The organism is Dietzia sp., assembly GCF_036741115.1.
Taxonomy (GTDB): domain Bacteria; phylum Actinomycetota; class Actinomycetes; order Mycobacteriales; family Mycobacteriaceae; genus Dietzia.
The window spans coordinates 1-19,541 of the sequence record NZ_DAINST010000064.1 but is presented as its reverse complement, the minus strand read 5'-3'; the positions used below and the strand labels follow the sequence as shown (position 1 = coordinate 19,541).

Here is a 19,541-nt window from a genome sequence, read left to right as displayed (position 1 = left end):
GTTCGGCTGGAAGTCGACGGTGTCGCGGTTGATGTCCCGGACCATCTCCATGGCCAGCGGCGTGAGCCGGCACTCGGTGTAACGCATCGCGGCCGCGCCGTCGTTGCCGCGGGAGCCGAAGTTACCCTGACCCTGCACCATCGGGTAGCGCATGGCCCACGGCTGCGCGAGGCGCACGAGGGTGTCGTAGATCGCCGAGTCGCCGTGCGGGTGGTAGTTACCCATGGTGTCGGCGACGGGCTTCGCGGACTTGACGAAGCTGCGCTCGGGCCGATACCCGTTGTCGAACATCGCGTAGAGGATGCGACGGTGCACGGGCTTGAGGCCGTCGCGCACGTCGGGGAGGGCACGGCCCACGATCACGCTCATCGAGTAGTCGATGTAGCTGCGCTGCATCTCTGCCTGCAGGTCGACCGGCTCGATCCGATCCATTTCTCCGCCGTCCGGTGGCAGCGTCGAGTCCGTCATGAGCTCCTCTTGGTCCTATCTCTTGCAGGGGACGCCGCGCGGCGCCGCTCGCCCCCGGCCACCGGTCGGTGGAGAGGAACGAATCCCTGCACGTCAACCCTTACAGTTTATCGTTCGCCCCGGTGCTTTTGTGGTTCGGCGCTCCGTTTCGGGCCGATACAGCGCGATTCAGGGCCCTTTTTCGCCCTTTTCGCGCATGACGCCGAAGGTGCCTACTTCTCCCAGAGCCGCGCGGACAGCCGGCCGTCGACCTTCGCGGCAGCGGCGGCGAACAGCTCCGAGTCCGCGGAGAGCACGTTGAAGCCGTGCGGGACGCCGGGGAGTACCTGGAGTTCGAGGTCGTTGCCCGCGGCGCGGAGGCGGTAGGCGAAGGAGAGGCAGTCGTCGAGGACGCGGTCGCGCGTGCCGACCACGAGGTGCACAGGCGGGAGGCCCTGGAGCTCGAGGGCGGCGCCGGGGGCGAGGCGGACGTCGCGGAGGCGCGGGTCGCTGGGATCGATCTGCTCCTGTGTCTCCGCTCCGAGGTACTGGGACATGCCCGGCCACAGCGGGATCGACTGCCAGTCGAGGACGGGGTAGAGTGCGACGATCCGGTCGACCGGGATCTCTCGCCGCGAGCGCAGCTCGATGCCCACGGAGAGCGCGAGGCCGGCCCCCGCGCTGTCGCCGAAGAGGACGAGGCGCGAGATCTCACGGCCGGGCCGGAGGCCGAGGTCCGCGCGCCCCTCCCACGCCGCGACGGTCGCGGCGGCAGCGTCGACGAAGGCCGCGGGGAACTTGTGCTCGGGGGTGAGCCGGTAGTCGACCTGGAGCACCGGGGCATGGGCACGCGCGGCGAGGCGCGCCGAAGAGGGCCCGTGGGTGTCGAGGTCGCCGACCACGAGCCCGCCCGAATGGAACTCGATGATGAGCGGGAGCTCGCGCTCCCCGCCCACCGGGACGTAGTCGGGTTCGTGGAGCCGCGCGCGGATCGGCCCGTCGGGCCCGTCGAGGCTCAGGTCGGTGGTGGTGACGGCGTGGATAGGGGTCTCGCCGTGGAGCGTCCGTTCTCCCCACACCCGAGCGACCTCGCGTCGGTACTCCCTGCGTTCGCGCGCGACCTGCTTGCGGTCGAGCGGGGTGCCGTCGTCCACCGGGTCGAGGTCGCCCTTCTCGTCGTTGGGCACACCGGCGAACGGGTCGGCGACCGTCGCGCGGAGGAAGTCCAGGGTCTGCTCGATCGCCGGGCCCATGGATTTGGAGTTCGCGAACACGTGTCCACCGGGGAACTCGGTGAGCTCGTGCGCGACCCCGAGCTCCTGGAGGCGCTGGGCGAGGTAGCGCGACTCGCCGATGGGGACGAGAGAGTCCTCGGCACCGTGGGCGAGGAAGACCGGCGGGCAGTGCTCGTCGAGGGCGAGTTCCGGGGACGCCGCGTCCACGCCCCAACCCATGGAGAGAAAGCGCTCGAAGGTCGCGAGCTCCTTCTCCGCTCCCGGAACGCCGGACGCCGCGGCGGCCTCCTGCGCGGCCCTGAGGCGATGGAGATCCGCGGGGCCGTACCAGTCGACGATCGCGGCCGGGGTCGGCATCGGCTCGGCAGGGTGGTCGGCGGCGCCGCCGAGCTCGGCGAAACGCGCGGAGGGCACTCCCGTGAGCAGGCCGAGGTGCGCACCCGCGGACTCGCCCCACACCACGAGCCTGCTCCGGTCGACGCCGAGATCCTCTGCGTGCGCGCCGACGTAGGCGAGGGCGGCCCGGACGTCGGAGGCGGGACCGGGGAACGGGGCCTCGGACGCGAGGCGGTAGTCGATGCTCGCCACCGCGTAGCCGGCGAGCAGGAGGCGCTCGATCATCCAGTGGCGCTCGATGTCGACGGGCCGGCGGCGGCGCGAACCGTGGACCCAGGAACCCCCGTGCACCCACAGGACCAGCGGAGACAGGCCGTCGAGCCGCGGATCGACCGGGACTCGGACGTCCATGAACAGCGGCCGCCAGCCGTCGAGCGCCCGGTAGCAGAGGCTGTCGTAGACGAGTTCGCCGAACTCTCCGGTGTGCGGGCGCGGGACGGCGAAGGCGTCCCTGCCGAGGGCGGAGGGGCCACTGACTCGGTTGAACATGGGACCGATTCTAGGAGGCGTTCCGTCTCCGCCCGAGTCCTGGCGGCACTATGCCTCCCCGCGAGCCTTTCCGATCACGTCGAAAATGGGGTCACCGGGCCCGACATCGTAGGTGCACTCTTGCGGCCTCGGATCGGGCACGTAGTTCCACACGAGGGCCCCCGCGGCGCCGAGACGGCGATAATCGTCGAACCTCGCGTCGATGCGCCGCGCGCGCTCCGCCACGTCGAGGCAGCTTCCCGCCCTGATCCCGAGCTCGGCGACGAGAAGGGGTTTTTCGACCTCGGCGAGGCGGCCCGGAAGGAACCGGGCGTCGTCGTAGTCGTGGTACTGGACCATGTCGATTCCCCGAGACTCGGCCACCTTGGCGTAGCCGTCCCCCGCCGTGCCGCATTGATCCCCGCCGAGGAGACCGACGGTGACCAGCCTCCCCGGGTCGAGCCGCCGGACCAGCGCGCCCGCTTCGTCGACCCATGTCCGAAGCACGTCGGCCGAGTCCGCGGGGCACGTCCTCGACTCGAGCGCGCACGAGTCCTCTGCGCAGACCGCGGTCTCCGGCTCCCCGATGAGCTCCCACGCCGCTATCGACGGAGAGCTCGACCAGCGGCCGACCGCCGTCTCCACCCAGCGCGAGAAGCTCTCGCCGGAGTCCGCACCCGTGTCCGCGCCCCGCCATTGGTCCGTGTACCAGGACCGTTGCTTGTACCGCCCGTCCTCGCAGGCTCCGTCCTGCGCCGTTAGGACAGGAATGAGGAGCTGGTCGTGGCGCTCCGCCGCGGCGAAGACGGCGTCGATAGGCGAGTAATCCAGTCCCCCGGTGTGTTTATCCACCGCAAAGGACCGGAATGCGTCGAAGCGGGTGAGGCTCCGCGGCGGAAGCGAAGAGAAATAGGCATCGAGGTCGGTCTGCGCCCCGCACCCCGCGTTGATCGACCAGTTCGTCGCGAGTTGGTACGCATCGAACCCCGTCGGCCACCACGGTGTCCCGTCGAGGCGGAGGGCTCCGCCGTCGAGCGTGACCCGCGGCGCACTCCCCGTTTCCTCGAGGGCCGCCGGGCTCGCGCACGCGGCGGTCGTGGCAAGGGTGAGTGTGGCGCAGAGCCCGGCGGCGACGGAGACGATGCCCCTGCGGATCGTTCGGTCGCGTCGATCGTGGCCCCGAGGGTGGTCAGAGCACACGTTGGAGCCTCCAGTCGGGTCGGTCGTGTCCGGTGTTGACGATCTCGAGCTCGAGCGTCGCGACGCCGGCGCCGTTGGTGTAGACGGTCGGATAGCGGCGATTGATCGCGTCCGTGGCGCCGCGCCCCGAGTTGGGGATCGTGAGGAGGTATCTGACGCCGTTCCGCGCCGGATTCCCAAGGATCTGCACGAAGTCCCTGTCCGAGGGGATGACGAACTGCCCCAGATTCCGCGAGGCGGCAAGGATCGGGAAGCCCTCCATCGAATCGAGGAGCACCGAGCCCTCGGGGAGTCCCTTCGCGTCGAGCATGTCGGCGATTTCGCGCTCCGTGGAAAAGGTCGCGAGCACGGCCCGGTCCTCCCGTTCCTGCTCCGCTCCGCCTACACGGCTTCCCCACGGACCGATGGAGCGCAGGGCGTGCTGCTCGTTGGAGAGGTTCGGCTCCCCGATCGCGTAGAGCCCGATGGGTATGCCTGCAACGAGGAGGAGGGCCGCGAGGACCTCGAGTCCCCGTTGGCGATGAGGCCGTTCGTCCGGCCGCGCGACCGCGTGCTCCCCCGCCCTCCGCGCGGAGAATGCCCCGCCCCGCGGCGACAGGAGGATGCCGCACAAGACGACGGTGGGGATCGCGCAGATGTAGAAGCGGAGGAAGGGGAAGGTCATCCCCCTGAAGTACGTGAGCGTGGCGAAGGCGAGCACGGCGAGCGGAAGGAGCAGGACGAGCGCCTCGGCGTCGCGCCGTTTCGCGGACAAGACCGCTGTGACGACGAGGAGGATCCCGATCGACGGCGCCAACCCGACGATCTCGGTGAGCGAGAAGCCGAGAGCGGGGAGGCCGCCCGCGGACCCGCCGCCCGAGGCCTCGAGGATCGCCGTATTACCGCTTACCGAGGAGAACTGCACGAACGCGACGCCCGTGACCAGCCAGCTCGTCGCGGTCCACGCGAGGAACGCGAGAACAGTGGGGAACGCGAGGACGATGGCGTCGAGGATCGCCACCGAACGCGACCTCGATCGGGCCCACGAGACCGCGAGCACGAGGAGCGTGGCGGTCCCCGAGGCGGCGAGGGCGTCGTATCGGGTGAGGAAGGCGAGGGCGATGGCGATGCCCGCGAACAGGAGATCGTGGACGTCGTCCGTGGTGATCCACCTGAGCAGTCGGCGCACCGACCACAGGACGAAGAGGAGGAAGAACGCCTCGCTCATCCCGTTTCCGCCGTAATAGACGACCATCGGATGGAGCGCGAACGCCGCCGTGACGGTCAGGCGGAGCCACCTCGGGCAGGGCCTCTCCGCTGCGATCCCGTGGACCTGGACCACGGCCCCGGTCATGGCCAGAGACGTGACCAGCACGGAGGTCAGCCCGTAGCGCGTGAGAACGGGGAACCACTCGGACAGCGCCACGAAGGGGAGCTGCGCGAGGGCCGGCAGCGGGGTGAAGACGAAGCCCAGCGCGGCCATGTGGGGGTCCCGGGACCACAGCGCCGAGCGGGTGTCCGCGACCCTGCTCAGGGCGTCGCCCTGGAAGTAGTGCACGCCGAGCGCGAGGTAGAGGCCGATGGCGAGGTAGAGCGCGGTGCACCCGAAGAAGAGCACGAACGCCGTGCGCGGATTCGGGCGATGCCTCTCCGCCGCGGATTGCTTCTGCCGGTCGCCGGCCAGGACCGGGGCGCTCATGAGGACAACCCGTGCACGGTCTTCTCCCAGTAGGAGGGGTTGGCGATGAGCTGGTAGGTCCCCTTGATGGCCGCGATCGACATGAGCACCCAGTACAGCGGGACCGTGAGGCAGGCCCACCACAGCCGGGCGTTGCCGGTCTCCCGGCAGGCGATGAAGGTGCAGTACATCGTCGAGGCGTTGCCCAGCACGAGACACAAGAGGGCGGGGAAATACACGTACGCCGGGAACACCTCGGCGATGATCCCCGGCTGGCCGAGGATCCACGACAGCGTGACGAGCCAGAAGAACATGTTGAGACACGCGATGATCGGCGTACCGGCGAGGAGCATGGTGAACCGCAGCATGCTCACCGTGCCGATCGTCCGCCAGAGCGTGAGGGGCCGGCGCATGTGGACGAGCCAGGTCTGCAGGTAGCCCTTGTACCAGCGGGAACGTTGGCGGACCCAGTTGATCGGGTCGGGGTTGGCCTCTTCGTACGTGGTCGAGTCGAGGACCGCGGTCCTGTACCCGCGCGCGGCGAGGCGGACACCGAGGTCGGCGTCCTCGGTGACATTGAAGGGATCCCATGCACCGATCTCGTCGAAGATGCGGGCCTTGAAATGGTTCGAGGTTCCGCCGAGCGGAATCGGAGCGCGGGACTGCATGAGCCCCGGCAGGAGGAAGGTGAACCACAGTGCGTAATCCGCCGTGAACCACGCGGTGAGCATGTTTTGCCCGCCGTTGTGGAACGCGAGCTTCGCCTGGACGCAGACGACGTCCTCGTCGAGCTCCGCGAGGACCGTGGCTGCCCTCCTGAGCTGGAGCGGATCGGGCCGGTCCTCGGCGTCGTAGATCGTCACGATCTCGCCCGTCGCGTAGTGCAGCGCGTAGTTGCACGCCTTCGGCTTCGTCCGCGGATCGGCTGGCGGGATACGCAGGATCTCGCACACCTCGCCGAGGCCCGCTTTCTCCGCGGCGTCGATCGTCACCTGATCGTCTTCTTCGAGGAGCAGCAACACCTGGAGTTTCTCGGCCGGGTAGTCGATCGACTCGACCGCCGCAATGAGCTCCCCGATCACCTCGGGCTCGTTGTACGCGGGCACGAGGACCGTGTATTTGGGCAACGCCTCGTCCGGCATCTCGCGGGCCCTGGCATCGTCTACCTGGTAGATCGCGTCCCTGGCGAGCCCGCGCGCAAGCAGGAGGAGCCTGTCGACCAGCGCTCCGAGGTAGACCAGCGTCGTCAGTCCCGAGAGCAGGACGAGCGTGGGAATGCGCGCGAGAACGAGCCCGGCGACGAGAACCACCGCAAGGACCGCCAAGGCCCAGCCCTGCCACCGGACGATCACGATCGACGCCGAGCTCAGGTCGTCCTTCTCGCGGAGTCCGTGCACGGAGTCGTGGAGCGCCCGGGCGCTCTTCTCGGCGCCGCTCTCGATCGCCCCCGCATGACGCCCCGCGATCCCTCCGTCCACGGCCTCTCCGTTCCTCACCTCGTCCATTGCGCCTCCACGATGTCGCCGCCGAGCTCGGTGAGCATGTCGACGTCCTTCCGTTCTGAGAACTCATCGGAGACCGAGGAGTTGCCACGCAGGAGGATCGACGCGAGGCGCTCCGCCGTCGACAACGTCCCCGGCATGGGGCGGGGAAAGACGGCGTCGAAATCGTGATTGTCGATGCTCAGGAGCATGATCCGCTGCGTGGTTCCGTCGGATCTCGACCACAGGAACGAGAGGATGCTCCACGTGAGATACGTGGTGTCGTCGACCACCGTGCGGAACCGCGCCGTCACCCCGTGCGGGAGCGCGATGGGCTCCGCCGCGCTCGTCCGGGACCGACGCGTATCGAACGTCATCTCCACGGGGTAGACGTCGAAAATGCCAGGCTTGTGTGCCGAGATCGTATACGCCGCCACCATCCGTGGCCGCTCTTTCTCGTCCCAGTCCCGCCGGGGTGTCGTGGAACGGAGGAGCTGCTCGTGGATCGTCGCGCCGGGACCGAACATCGACGGCGCCCACGGCAGGTCGGACTGCGAGATCTCCTTCCACAGGTCGGGTACCGCGAGCGTGCGCCCGGTGGGCCCCGGCGGTCCCATCGCTGCCCGCCCCTGCGCGCTCTGGGGGAGGTCGGCCACGGCGACGATGACGGCGATCGCCACGATCAGCGGGAGGCACTTGAGTCCCTCTCGGGCCGATACCGCCTGCCGCGGCCGCGCACGGCCCGACGCCGCGGGCAGGCGGACGAGCGCCGGGACGGCACACGCAAGTGCCGCGAGCACGGGGAGCGCCTGGGTCAGCGGGCCCACCTCTTGGCCGAGCAGGCCGGCCCAGAGCCCGAGCACCGAGAAACCGACTGCCGCGGAGACGCCCGCGAGAGCAACGCCTTTTTTCAGGCTCGTCCCCACCCCCGCTCCCGCGCAGATCGCTGCGAGCGGGACGAGCACCACTGCGAATCCGAAGTCCCCACCACCGGCGATGTACCCGGCGAGCCGGACCACCCCGGGCGAGGCCAGCAGGAGGACGGCCCACGACGACCAATAGTGCGCCGTCCGGCGGAGCCCGAAGAGGAACACGCACGCCGCCATCGCGAGGACGTAGGCCGCGGGGATATCCGGATGCAAGAGCGCGAAGAACGCGGGATACCGCGGAACGACGAAGAATCTGAGCATCGCGGCTATTGCCGCGAGGACGATCCCGACGATGATGTCCGTCTGCCTGTCGAAGATCGGCAGCTCGGGGAGCCTCTTGCGCGCCGTGGCGAGGGCGAGGAACACGGCGCACGCCAGGACGAGGAACACGTGGGTGCTCTCTGCACCGGCGTTCACCTCGTCGACGAGATGCACCTCGGTGCGCCAGAAACCGGCGCCGACAATGACCGCGATGGCCGCCCACCGCCAGAACAGGCCCCACAGCGGCCCTGGCTCCCGCCACGGCATCCGCCCGGGCGCGGAAACCCTGGGCGCTGCGACGGCATCGACGTCCACTGCGGGCGCGGAGTCCGGCGTCATCTACGGGGGTTCTCCGCTGCGGGGCGGCGACGCCTGACGAACCACCACCCGGCCAACGCGAGCAGGACGAGGAGGGTGGCAGCCGCGGTGACGGCGAGGATGGGCTCCGTTCGCGACTCGGCACGCTGCTGCGCGGTCTCGACGGCCCCCTCGTCGGTGTCGAGCTCGACAGGATCGCGCCCCTCGGCAGTAAAGAGGACGTTGCCCGTCATGGAGGAGAAGCGCTGCGGCTCGGCCTCGATCCAGTCGAGCGTCCTGTCGAGCTCGCCCTCTCCCGAGGACGACGACGCCACGACGACGGGACGCCCGCCGTTCTCCGCGACCTGCACCCCGGCGAATTCGAAGTCCTTGTCGAAGTGGACGATCCGATCCTGCTCGCCGGATTCTCCGTTGAGATGGAGGGATCGACCCCCGGTGAGCTCGAGCGGGAGGGAGAGACCCGCCGGGTGTTCGCGCGAGTTGATGATGAGCGCCGGCTCGCTGCTCGAGCGAGCCTCGTCCACCGTGACCCAGCGCGGGCGCAGGGCGTTCGCCGAGGTGGCCTGGAAATCGGCGAGCAGCCGGATGGCGCGTTGCGTGGCCTCGACCGTGTTGAAGGTCGTCGCGACGACGAACTCGGGCATGAGCACCTGCGGGATCGACTGGAAGCCACGCATCGCCGGGCGGCTCGGCTGGCCGAGGGTAACCCGGGAATCGCCGTCGACGGTGAGTTCGATGGGCTGCGTCTCGGTGCACCCCCCAGCGCTCCCCGACACGCGGAGGGAGAGTTCGAGCGTGGAGAACCGCGCGACGTCGGCGGCCGGGATCGTGACCGTCCTGTCGAGGTTGCCACCCGGGTCCGCCGCCCACGAGTCGATGATCGTCCCGCCCACCGTCGCGGTGAACATCGCGCCTTCGCTCCCCGAGACCGGGCTGTGCGTTCCGTGGAGATCGACGGTCAGGTCCGAGGCGTCCCTGCTCAAGGTCGTGAGGTCGACGCCGAGATCGACACCGACGGCGCCCTGGCCCTTCGCCGAAATGGTGCCCGCGTCGAGCTCGTCGAGCGTCGCGCTGTCCATCGCAGCCTTCGGCGTCGCCACGTCTCCGTCGATGCTCAACTGGTCGTCGACCGCGACGTTCCATAGCTTGCTCTGGACGAGATCGACCTGCTGGGACAACTCTTCGCCCGATCCGGTGACTTCCATCGTGGGGACGTCGTCGCCGGTGAGGCGCACGTTCTTCTCGGGTCCTTCGCGGATGATCGCCCGCCGGATGAATGGCGTGTCCTCGGCCGGTTTCGGCGCAGATGCGGGCAGGACCTCCACCGCGAAGTGGTCGTTGCCGAACCGGGAGACCTCCGTGGTCGCCAACCTGGCCGCGGCCTGGGCCTCGGCCGTCGTCGGGGTGTCGGGGAGGTAGATCTCGAGCTTTTCGAGGTATGAGGTGGTGAAGTCGGCGATGCTCTGCGGCTTGGCCGGTGCTCCGGAGAAGTCGACGCGGGCGTCGGTGATCTCCACGTTCTCCGTGCTCCAGTCCGGGCATGCCTCGGGGCCGGCGCGCAGGGACGTGCGGAAGGCGAGATCGATAAAGCCGTCCGCGGCTTTCGCCCCGACGAGCGGGACCTCGATGTCCGTGTGGTCGTTCGTCCCGGACAGCGCCAGCCGGCCGAGCACCGTGTCCCCCGACGAGACCTCGATCTCGCCGGAGTCCATGAGCATCGGAATGCGCACATCCGCCCGGAATACCGAGGGCGTGACTCCTTTGGGCACGGGGATGCGCACCGTCGCCGAATCGCTCTGGTTATGGAGCGTGACGGGATCGACGTGAATCACGCGCGCCGGTGGGACCTGCGCGTTCGCAATTGCCGGACCGATAGCGGGCAGGACGAGTAGAGCCGCCATCGCCGCTGCCACCGCGCGTTTAGTGAGCACGGCAGAATACTAGCCTGAAAAACCGTGCCGAACTGCCGATACCCGCGGACCTCGGGGGCAGCCTAGACGTCGAGGAAGCGGACGTCCTTGGCGTTGCGGGTGATGAACGAACGGCGCGAGGCGACGTCCTCGCCCATGAGAATCGAGAACAGCTCGTCGGCGGCGGCGGCATCCTCGAGCGTGACCTGCTTGAGCGTGCGGACCGTCGGGTCCATCGTGGTCTCCCACAGCTCCTTGGCGTTCATCTCGCCGAGGCCCTTGTAGCGCTGGATGCCGTCGTCCGTGTTGATCTTGCGGCCGGCCTCGAGCCCCTCCTTGAGCTGCACATCGCGCTCGGCGTCGGAGAACGCGAAGCCCGGGGAGCCCTTGGCCCACTTGAGCTTGTACAGCGGCGGCATGGCGAGGAAAACGTGGCCTTCCTCGACGAGCGGGCGCATGTAGCGGAACAGGAGCGTGAGCAGCAGCGTCGCGATGTGCTGGCCGTCGACATCGGCGTCGGCCATGAGCACGATCTTGTGATACCGCAGCTTGGCGATGTCGAATTCCTCGTGGATGCCGGTGCCCAGCGCCGTGATGATGGTCTGGACCTCGGAGTTCTTGAGCACGCGGTCGATGCGTGCCTTCTCCACGTTGATGATCTTGCCGCGCAGCGGGAGGATCGCCTGGTACATGGAGTCGCGGCCGGACTTCGCCGAGCCGCCGGCGGAGTCGCCCTCCACGATGTAGATCTCGGACAGCGCCGGATCCTTCGAGCGGCAGTCCGCGAGCTTGCCGGGCATGCCGCCGAGCTCGTTCGCCGACTTCCGGCGCACCATGCGGCGGGCGTTGCGGGCGGCGATACGCGCCTGCGAGGAATCGACGGCCTTCTTGATGATGGTCTTCGCCTCGGACGGATTCGCCTCGAGCCAATGGCCGAAGTACTCCGTCACCTGGCGCTGCACGAAGCCCTTGATCTCGGTGTTGCCGAGCTTGGTCTTCGTCTGGCCCTCGAACTGCGGGTCCGCGACCTTCACGGAGATCACGGCGGCGAGGCCCTCGCGGATGTCGTCGCCCGTGAGGTTCTCGTCCTTGTCCTTGACGAGCTTCTTTTCCTTCGCGTAGCGGTTGACCAGCGAGGTGAGCGCCGTGCGGAAGCCCTCCTCATGCGTGCCGCCCTCGGCGGTGTTGATCGTGTTGGCGAAGGTGTGCACCGACTCGGAGAAGCCGTTGTTCCACTGCATCGCGATCTCGACCTCGTGGCCGGTGCCCTGGCCCTCGAAGTACACGATGGTCGGGTGGACCGGCTGCTTGGTCTTGTTGATGGCGCGGACGTAGTCCTTGAGGCCATCGGGGTAGTGGTAGGTGCGCGTACGGGACTTCTCCGCGGCGCCCTCGCCCGGCTTGAGTGCTGCGCCCTCGGCCTCGTGCGCCTGCGCGTCGCCGGCGGAGTCGGCGCCTTCTGCGCCGTCCTCGGCCAGGTCCTCGTCCGAGACGGCCTCGACCTCGATCGCCTCGTCGTCCTCGCCCGATTCGGCGTTGGCGATGGCCTCGAGCTCCGCGATCTCCGAAGCGCCCGAGCGGTTGTCGGTGAGCGTGATGGTGAGGCCCTTGTTGAGGAAGGCCATCTCCTGGAGGCGCCGCGAGATCGTCTCGAACGAGTAGTTCGTGGTCTCGAAGATCTCCGGGTCCGCCCAGAACTTGACGGTCGTTCCCGTGCCCTTGGCCTTGCCCTCGTCGACGAGCTCGCCCGGGACCGCGTACTCGTACTTCTGGGTCCAGCGGTGCCCGCCGGTCTTGATATCGACCTCGAAGCGGGTGGAGAGCGCGTTGACCACCGAGCTGCCCACGCCGTGCAGGCCGCCGGAGACCGCGTACGCATCGGAGTTGAACTTGCCGCCGGCGTGGAGCTGCGTGAGCACGACCTGCACGGTCGGGACGCCGCTCTCGTGGAGCTCGACGGGGATACCGCGGCCGTCGTCGGTCACGGACACGCTGCCGTCGTCACCGAGGACCACATCGACCCGGCTCGCGTGCCCGGCCATCGCCTCGTCGACCGAGTTGTCGACGATCTCCCACACGAGGTGGTGGAGGCCGCGCTCGCCGGTGGAACCGATGTACATGCCCGGCCGCAGGCGGACGGCCTCGAGGCCCTCGAGGACCGTGATCTGTTCCGCACCGTAGGCGTTTTTGGCATCCGCCTTCTTCGACTCGGACTTCGCCACGTGTTCTCCTTCGCGCATAGGCGCATTTCTCTTCGTGCCGGACGTCAAGACCCGGCAGTAGCCCTCATAGTCTACCCGGGCTTTCCGCCGGAACGGTGGACCCGCCTTCCCGCCGCGTCACCCCCCGCCGGAGGCGAAGCAGGTGGGAGAATCACGAAGGTGCACATTTTCCTGTTCCTCGCCATCTGCCTGACGGTGGTGGTCCTCGCCGCCAAGTCGTCCTCGCGCACGGGCATCGCGGCCCCGCTGCTGCTGTTGTGCGTGGGCATCGCGGCGTCGTTCCCCGAATGGATCCCGTCGATCGCGCTCGAACCAGAGCTCGTCCTCGCCGGCTTCCTGCCGCCGCTGCTGTTCTCCTCGGCGACCAACATGAACGTCGTCGACCTGCGCAGGAACATGGGCATCATCGTCTGGCTCTCCGGCGTCATGGTCGTCGTGCCGGCCGTCGTCATCGGCCTGATCATCCACTGGGTGTTCCCGGAGATCACGATCCCGCTCGGCATCGCCCTCGGCGCCGTCGTCGCCCCGATCGACGCTGTCGCCGCCACGAGCATCGGTAAGCGGCTGGGGCTGCCGCCGCGGATCATGGCGGTGCTCGAGGGCGAGAGCCTGTTCAACGACGCGTCGGCACTGGTCACGCTGCGCACCGCGCTCGCCGCCGTCGCCGGCTCGTTCTCCCTGATCGAGGCGGCGGGCAGCTTCCTCTGGGCGACCGTCGCCGGCATCGTCATCGGCCTGGTCGTCGGGCAGCTCGCCATCGCCGGGCGCCGCTGGGTCGGCGACCCCGTGCTCGCCACGACACTCGCGCTCATGACGCCGTGGACGGCCTTCTTCCTCGCCGAGGAACTCGATGCCTCCGGTGTCATCGCCGTGGTCGTCGCCGGCATCGTCTGCGGGCACCAGGCCACGCGCAAGCTCCCGGCGGCAGACCGCTCCTACTCGTCGATGATGTGGACGATCATCTCCTTCATCCTCGAACACCTGGTGTTCCTGCTCATGGGGCTCCAGATCGCGGACCTCATGGAATTCGCGGAGCGGGACCACAACCTCGATTTCGTGTGGCAGGCGAGCCTCCTCGTCCTCGGCCTCCTCATCGCTTTCCGCTTCGGAGGCGTGGCGGTCGCCGTCATGGGCACGAGGATTGCCGCGCGGAAGACCCGCCATCGCCAGGCGAAAATCGACCATATCGCCGAGAGATTCAACGAGGCGGTGGAGCAGAACCTCATCGAGGACATGCGCGCGGCGCGGATGCGGCGGCGACTCGACCGGAGCGCGGCGGACATCGATTTCGCGATGTCGACCCCCATCACACGGCGCGGCGCGCTCGTGCTGAGCTGGGCCGGGATGCGCGGCGTGGTGACTCTCGCCGCTGCGCAGACCATTTCGTTCTCCGGCCCCGATGGTCCGCTCGCGCACCGCTCGTCGGTGATCCTCGTGGCGTTCTACGTGGCCGTCGCCTCGCTCATCCTGTTCGGCGGGACGCTGCCCTGGCTCATCCGGCGCCTCCAGTTCTCCAGCTCCGGCCCGGACGAGAAGCGCCACGAGCTGCAAAACCTGCTCAATTCGGTCATCGACGAGGCCGTCGAGGACCTCGGCCCGCTGTCCGAGCAGAAGATCGACGGGGAGGCTCTGCCGGTGAGGCTCACCGCGAAGGTCGAGCGACGGATGGAGATCATGATGCGCGGCCCCGGCGTGCGGACCGAGGAATTCGGCAGCATCGAGCGCGAGCAACTACGGCAGCTGCAGCTCCGCTACCTCGAGGCCATGCAGGAGGCGCTCAACCACGAGCGCGCGATCGGCGCGTATTCGGCGAAGACCTTCAACGCCGCGCAGAAGAGGCTGGACATGTTCGAGGAGGGGCTCGGCTCCGCGGGGAACAACCCGCACTGACGGCGCAGGCCGGTATTTATTCGCGGTCCCGGTCCCCGTCGCAGCTCGGCGGCGGGCGGATCGGGGGGCGCGCAGCGCGGCGGTGAGTGGCGCGTGAAGCCGGGCCTATCCGTACGTGTCTCGGGGTCCGCGGCCGCGGACGTGCAGTGGGCCCTTGCGCCAGCTCGGCGCCGCGGGTCCGTCGATCTTGAGGCGCCGCACGATGTTAGGGCCGAACGCCTTGGCGATGTTCTGCAGCGTTGGCTTCTGGTAGAGGCGCATCTGGGTGGCCCATGCCGTCGAGCTCGCGCGGCAGTAGAGGACGCCGCCCTCGAGCTTTTCCGGGACCACGTGCTCTGCGTTTTGCGCGCCGACGATCTCCGCCCACCGCGACTGCATTCGGCCGAAGACTACCTGGTCTCCCCAGCCCTCCTTCTTCGACACCGAGGAGATGAGCGCGCCGAGAGATTGCGGATCCCAGTAGTCCGCGCCCGATTTGGTCCAGCCGCCCTTGCGGCGGCGGCCCTGCGGGGCGGTGCGGCGGCCAGCGCCGACGTTCTTGCCTTCGGCCTTCGCCTTCGCCCGGGCCTCCTCGAGCGCGCGCCGCGCCATTTCGTGGCCGGGCGAGTGGGCCGGTTGCCGACCCGCGGACTGCGGACTGTCCGGTGAGCTCATCGGCTAATCATCCCCCTTCGGTGCATGGTCCGCGGCGTCGGCGGCCGACGGGTCGGCACCGGCGGAGTTTCCGGCGTCGTTTACACCGGCGTCCCTTGCCACGCCGGCGGCATCGCCCTCGCGGATCCGCGACGCCCTCGCGTCACCCTCCCCGGCCATCTCGACATGGATCAAGGACCCGGAGAGCGCGGGCGGCAGATCTTCGGGGACGGCCGCCGTCACGAACACCTGCTCCACCCCTGCGGCGATCTCGGCGAGCGCCGCCCTGCGCGCGGTGTCGAGTTCGGCGAATACGTCGTCGAGGAGCAGGATCGGCTCGAGGTCGTCGGCCCGCAGCAATTCGAGCGAGGCGATCCGGAGCGCGAGCGCGAACGACCAGGTCTCGCCGTGGGAGGCGAACCCCTTTGCCGGCTCGTCCCCGAGGCGGAGGGCGAGCTCGTCGCGGTGCGGGCCGACGAGCGTCTGGGCCCTGGCCACCTCGTCCTCGCGGCGGCCGGCGATCTCCGCGAGCAACACCGCCTCCATGAACTCCGGATCGCGCAGCTCCGCGAGCCCCGGCGCCGCCCCGCGCAACCGCGGCTCGTAGGCGATGCGCGCCGCCCGGGACTCGGGCGCGATGCCCGCGTATGCCTCCGTGACCAGCGGATCGAGCTCGGCGACGAGACCCGCACGGGCCGCGATGATCTGCGCCCCGAGTTCGGCGAGCCGCACGTCCCACACCTCGATGGACGCGAGGGCCGAGTCGAAGCCGCCGCCGGGGCGCCCGCGCCGCTCGGCCGCGTTCGCGTTCTTGAGCAGCGCCGTCCGCTGCCGCACGACCTTGTCGTACTCGGCCCGCAGCGCGGCGAGCCGCGGCCGCCGCTGGACGGCGAGATCATCGAGGAACGCGCGCCTTCCCGACGGATCGCCACGGACGAGAGAGAGGTCTTCCGGAGCGAAGATCACCGACTGGACCACGCCGAGCAGCTGGCGCGGCGAGCGGACCGGGGAGGTGTTGAGCCGCGCCCGGTTGGCCTTCCCCTTGTTGACGGCGAGCTCCACCTGCAGCTCGCGGCCGCTGTTGTGAGCGAGCGCGGTGACGATCGCGCCCTCCCTGCCCGAACGCACCAGCGGGGCATCGCCGGACACCCGATGCGATTTGCCCGTGGCCAGCAGTGTGATCGCCTCGAGCACGTTGGTCTTGCCGTGCCCGTTGCGACCGACCAGCACCGTGGTGCCGGGGCCGAACCGCAGATCGAGGCTGGGCCACGACCTGTAGTCGACGAGTCGCAGGGAACGGAGATGCATGGGTGCCAGTGTGCCAAGTGCGTCCGACGGTCGGTGCCTCGCGGCCGCGCAGGCACTGCCGGGAGATCGGACCCGGCCCGGGGTTCTAGCCCGGGAGCCGCACCGGCATGAGCAGGTAGACGTGGTTCGCCTCGAGCGGAGCGAAGCTCCCGTCGTCGTCGGCGCCGGGCAGCTCGTCGGCCTGCGCCGGCCAGATCACGGCCGGGCTGTTCGGGCGAGTGAAGCCGAGGACGGCCTTCGGGGTGGCGATGGAGCCGAGGCCGTCGAGGAGGTAGGCGGGGTTGAAGGCGATGGTGAACTCGCCCTCGCCCGTGAACTCCGCGGGCAGCGTCTCGTTCGCGGCGGCGGAATCGTCGCCGCCAGCGGACAGCGCAACTTCGCCGTCAGAGAACGAGAGTCGCACCTGGACGCCGCGGTCCGCCACGAGGGCCACACGCTTGATCGCGGCGACGAGCGGCGCGACCTCGACGGCCGCGAGCGCGCTGTGCTGCTTCGGGAGCAGGCGCCGGACCTCGGGGAATTCGGCATCGAGGAGGCGCGCGGTGGTGCGGTGCGCGCCGGCGCGGATGCCGAGGATACGGCCCGATCCGAGCTGGGCGCCCGAACCCAGATCGAGCTCGATCCCACCTCCGTGGCCGGCGGAGCGCGCGACGTCCTGGAGGGTCTTCGCCGGGACGAGGACGTTGCCCTCGGCCTGCGGATCCGTGGGATCCCACGCGCACTCGCGGATGGCGAGGCGGAAGCGGTCGGTGGCGATGAGCACGAGCTTGTCGCCCGAGATCTCGACCTTGACGCCGGTGAGCATCGGCAGCGTGTCGTCCTTGCCGGCGGCGACCGCGACCTGGCCGACGGCCTCGGCGAACGTGTCCAGCTCCGCGGTTCCCGAGGACTCCGGGAGCGGCGGGATCTGCGGGTAGCCCTCAACCGGCGCGGTGGGGAGCGTGAACGTCGCCGAACCACAGCGGATGGTCATCTTCCCGTCCTCGACGGCGACCTGCACCGGCTTGTTCGGCAGGGCCTTGGCGATCTCGGCGAGGAGGCGGCCCGACACGAGGGCGGTGCCCTCGGCGACGATCTCCGCCGGCACATCGACCTGCGCCGACGTGTCGCCGTTGAACGCCGTGACGCTGAGCCCGTCCTCGGTGACCTCGAGGAGGATGTTGAGCATGATCGGCTCGCGGCTGCCCGACGGTAGGGAACGTGCCACCCAAGCAACAGCATTCGCGAAGTCCTCGCGCATGACCTGGAACTGGGGATCTGCACTGTCCATGAACGTTGCTCGCTTCGATTGCTCGGTGGTGGATGACAAGAATGTGTTGCCCACGGCTGGCGCGGACAACGTCTGCAGAAGCGTATCCCAAAACATCGATTCGAGAGAGGGCGGGACCCGTAATCACACTGTTGTAATTACCCGGCCTCCCGTTTTGTCCCTGACCGGGCGGGGACCCTTCGCCTCGCGCGAGGCGAAGGCGGACCTCGATCCGAGCAGACCTTTTTCTTGTTATCTCTCTTAGAGGGATAAAGACGTAGTAGTAGGTCCTGTGGATTTGTGAGTTAAATGTATTCGGCGCTGGTGGGTGGCCTGCGGACCCGTGGACCGAGTTGTGCGCAACGGCGTGATTTCATTCGCCGGCCTGTGGACTACGTGTTTTCTCCACGACGGGTCCACCGCGTCTCCACATTCTTGTCGTTCGCCTCAACACGTTGTCCACAGGATCGTCCACATGTGTGATTTTTGTGGTTCGTGTGGTGGATAACAACGTATGTGGTGGATATCTTGTGCAATAACTGTGTTTTGTGACGGCAGAGGTGCCGGGCGCCCACCAGTGGCCGGGTCGGCCCGGGCCGCTATAACGGCGCGATAGCGGCGCTCGCGCTCGGCGTGGGATTCGCAGATTTCGCTCGGCGGGGGCCGCTCGGCGGGGGCGATGGAGCCGTTGCGGGCTCGGAAATCGACCCTTTGGCGTTCTGCGGTGGCGCCGATTCCGCGGCGGCGCGGCGGCGGCCGCCCCCTGCCGTGGCCGTCTGTAGGGCTCTGCAAGTGGAGCGCTTGGCCGCCAAGCGAGCCAAGGGGCCCGCCCCGAGTACATCGCGAAGCGACGCGGGACGGGTTGGCGAGGGGCCGCGAAGGCTTTGCCGGACGGCACTGGAGGCGCCGAAAAACTGGGGCCCCCCTCGGCGTCGCCATGGCGCCGCGGTCGCATGGGCTTGGTCGAAGCCGCCTCCCCAAGCCGGCGGTCGGTGTGCCAGGGGCGCGAAAAACTAGGGGGTGGTCGGCTCGGTCGCCGAGTTGGGGTCTGGTGGGATGTCGCCCGTCGGCGCGGCCGTGCGCCGTACGCCGGCGAGAAGTCGGCGCGCTCTGAAAAAACTAGGGGGTCTCGAGATGCCGGCGCGGCTGCGCCCGCCGGACTCCGGCGCGCGGCTGCCGGGAGTGGCGGGAAATGGGGACGTCCGCCGTCATAGGCAAAAAATTGGGCCGACCCACAAATGGCCGACCCCGATCGCCACAGCCGCTACACGCCGCGCGATCGCTCCTTGATCCGGGCGGTGAGCTCCTGGATCTGGTCATACGTGCGGCGATCGTCCTTCATTTCCTTGAGGATCTTGCGGTTCGCGTGGATCACCGTGGAGTGGTCCTTGCCGCCGAACGTACGGCCAATCTTCGGCAGCGAGAGGTCGGTGAGCTCGCGGCACAGGTACATCGCGATCTGGCGGGCGCGTACGAGCGAGCGGGTCTTCGAGCCCGAGCAGAGATCGTCGATGGTGGTGTCGAAGAACTCTGCGGTCACGGCCATGATCGAGGCGGCCGAGATCTGCAACGAGTCGTCGTCGGAGATGACGTCGCGCAGCACGACCTCCGTGAGCGGTACGTCGATGACCTGCTTGTTGAGCGAGGCGAAAGCCACGACGCGGATGAGCGCGCCCTCGAGCTCGCGGATGTTGCGCTGCACGCGGCTGGCGATGAGCTCGAGGACCGGCAACGGTACGTCGTTCCCGTCTGTGCTCGCCTTCTTCGCGAGGATCGCGATGCGTGTCTCCAGCTCGGGGGGCTGGATGTCCGTGAGCAGGCCCCACTCGAATCGAGTGCGAAGCCGGTCCTCGAGTGTCGAGAGCTGCTTGGGCGGCCGGTCGGACGTGATGACGATCTGTTTCTGCGCACCGTGGATGGTGTTGAAGGTGTGGAAG

Annotated in this window: 13 protein-coding genes; 1 reads left to right on the top strand and 12 read right to left on the bottom strand. The window is 68.8% G+C overall.

Annotation, left to right across the window (positions count from 1 at the left end; translation table 11 throughout):
* From V7E05_RS10530 to gyrB, 8 genes are all read right to left on the bottom strand, one after another.
* Positions 1 to 468 (bottom strand): DNA gyrase subunit A (locus V7E05_RS10530; protein ID WP_333619612.1); only part of this gene is annotated, 468 nt, incomplete at its 3' end.
* 212 nt (positions 469 to 680) lie between these two features.
* Positions 681 to 2,567, bottom strand: coding sequence for an alpha/beta hydrolase (locus tag V7E05_RS10525; protein WP_333619611.1), 1,887 nt, complete (start codon positions 2,565 to 2,567; stop codon positions 681 to 683).
* Positions 2,568 to 2,615: 48 nt separating this feature from the next.
* The gene (locus tag V7E05_RS10520; RefSeq protein WP_442891655.1) at positions 2,616 to 3,689 is read right to left on the bottom strand and encodes a beta-mannosidase; all 1,074 of its coding nucleotides are present in this window, start codon (positions 3,687 to 3,689) and stop codon (positions 2,616 to 2,618) included.
* 46 nt (positions 3,690 to 3,735) lie between these two features.
* Positions 3,736 to 5,424 carry an ArnT family glycosyltransferase gene (locus tag V7E05_RS10515; RefSeq protein WP_333619609.1) on the bottom strand — a complete coding sequence of 563 codons (1,689 nt, stop codon included), beginning with the start codon at positions 5,422 to 5,424 and terminating at the stop codon, positions 3,736 to 3,738.
* A complete protein-coding gene (locus tag V7E05_RS10510) occupies positions 5,421 to 6,908 on the bottom strand; it encodes a glycosyltransferase (protein WP_333619608.1) in 1,488 nt (495 codons plus the stop codon). Before V7E05_RS10510 ends, V7E05_RS10515 begins: the two co-directional genes overlap by 4 nt.
* Positions 6,896 to 8,413 (bottom strand): hypothetical protein, encoded by a 1,518-nt coding sequence (locus tag V7E05_RS10505; protein WP_333619607.1) that lies wholly within the window; start codon positions 8,411 to 8,413, stop codon positions 6,896 to 6,898. Before V7E05_RS10505 ends, V7E05_RS10510 begins: the two co-directional genes overlap by 13 nt.
* Positions 8,410 to 10,323, bottom strand: coding sequence for a hypothetical protein (locus V7E05_RS10500; RefSeq protein ID WP_333619606.1), 1,914 nt, complete (start codon positions 10,321 to 10,323; stop codon positions 8,410 to 8,412). Before V7E05_RS10500 ends, V7E05_RS10505 begins: the two co-directional genes overlap by 4 nt.
* Before the next feature lie 62 nt (positions 10,324 to 10,385).
* Positions 10,386 to 12,542, bottom strand: a complete 2,157-nt coding sequence (gyrB, locus tag V7E05_RS10495; RefSeq protein WP_442891654.1) for a DNA topoisomerase (ATP-hydrolyzing) subunit B — start codon at positions 12,540 to 12,542, stop codon at positions 10,386 to 10,388.
* A gap of 141 nt (positions 12,543 to 12,683) precedes the next feature.
* Between gyrB and V7E05_RS10490 the strand changes: the two genes are divergently transcribed.
* Positions 12,684 to 14,414 carry a cation:proton antiporter gene (locus V7E05_RS10490; RefSeq protein WP_333619604.1) on the top strand — a complete coding sequence of 577 codons (1,731 nt, stop codon included), beginning with the start codon at positions 12,684 to 12,686 and terminating at the stop codon, positions 14,412 to 14,414.
* Between the two features lie 105 nt (positions 14,415 to 14,519).
* Here V7E05_RS10490 and V7E05_RS10485 read toward each other — a convergent pair whose 3' ends face one another.
* From V7E05_RS10485 to V7E05_RS10470, 4 genes are all read right to left on the bottom strand, one after another.
* Entirely contained in the window at positions 14,520 to 15,068 is a 549-nt protein-coding gene (locus tag V7E05_RS10485; protein WP_333619603.1) for a DciA family protein, read from the bottom strand.
* Between the two features lie 3 nt (positions 15,069 to 15,071).
* Positions 15,072 to 16,355 carry a DNA replication/repair protein RecF gene (gene recF, locus V7E05_RS10480; protein ID WP_333619602.1) on the bottom strand — a complete coding sequence of 428 codons (1,284 nt, stop codon included), beginning with the start codon at positions 16,353 to 16,355 and terminating at the stop codon, positions 15,072 to 15,074.
* An 85-nt stretch (positions 16,356 to 16,440) separates the two neighbouring features.
* Positions 16,441 to 17,625: a DNA polymerase III subunit beta gene (gene dnaN / locus V7E05_RS10475; RefSeq protein WP_333619601.1), complete on the bottom strand. Its 1,185-nt coding sequence runs from the start codon at positions 17,623 to 17,625 to the stop codon at positions 16,441 to 16,443.
* A 1,243-nt stretch (positions 17,626 to 18,868) separates the two neighbouring features.
* On the bottom strand, positions 18,869 to 19,541 hold a 673-nt coding region (locus V7E05_RS10470), incomplete at its 5' end, for a helix-turn-helix domain-containing protein (RefSeq protein WP_333619600.1).

Coding starts and splice junctions, on each gene's coding strand:
- V7E05_RS10515 (WP_333619609.1), bottom strand. CDS start 5,424: ATGAGCGCCCCGGTCCTGGCCGGCGACCGGCAGAAGCAATCCGCGGCG.
- V7E05_RS10525 (WP_333619611.1), bottom strand. CDS start 2,567: ATGTTCAACCGAGTCAGTGGCCCCTCCGCCCTCGGCAGGGACGCCTTC.
- V7E05_RS10485 (WP_333619603.1), bottom strand. CDS start 15,068: ATGAGCTCACCGGACAGTCCGCAGTCCGCGGGTCGGCAACCGGCCCAC.
- gyrB (WP_442891654.1), bottom strand. CDS start 12,542: ATGCGCGAAGGAGAACACGTGGCGAAGTCCGAGTCGAAGAAGGCGGAT.
- recF (WP_333619602.1), bottom strand. CDS start 16,355: ATGCATCTCCGTTCCCTGCGACTCGTCGACTACAGGTCGTGGCCCAGC.
- V7E05_RS10505 (WP_333619607.1), bottom strand. CDS start 8,413: ATGACGCCGGACTCCGCGCCCGCAGTGGACGTCGATGCCGTCGCAGCG.
- dnaN (WP_333619601.1), bottom strand. CDS start 17,625: ATGGACAGTGCAGATCCCCAGTTCCAGGTCATGCGCGAGGACTTCGCG.
- V7E05_RS10510 (WP_333619608.1), bottom strand. CDS start 6,908: ATGGACGAGGTGAGGAACGGAGAGGCCGTGGACGGAGGGATCGCGGGG.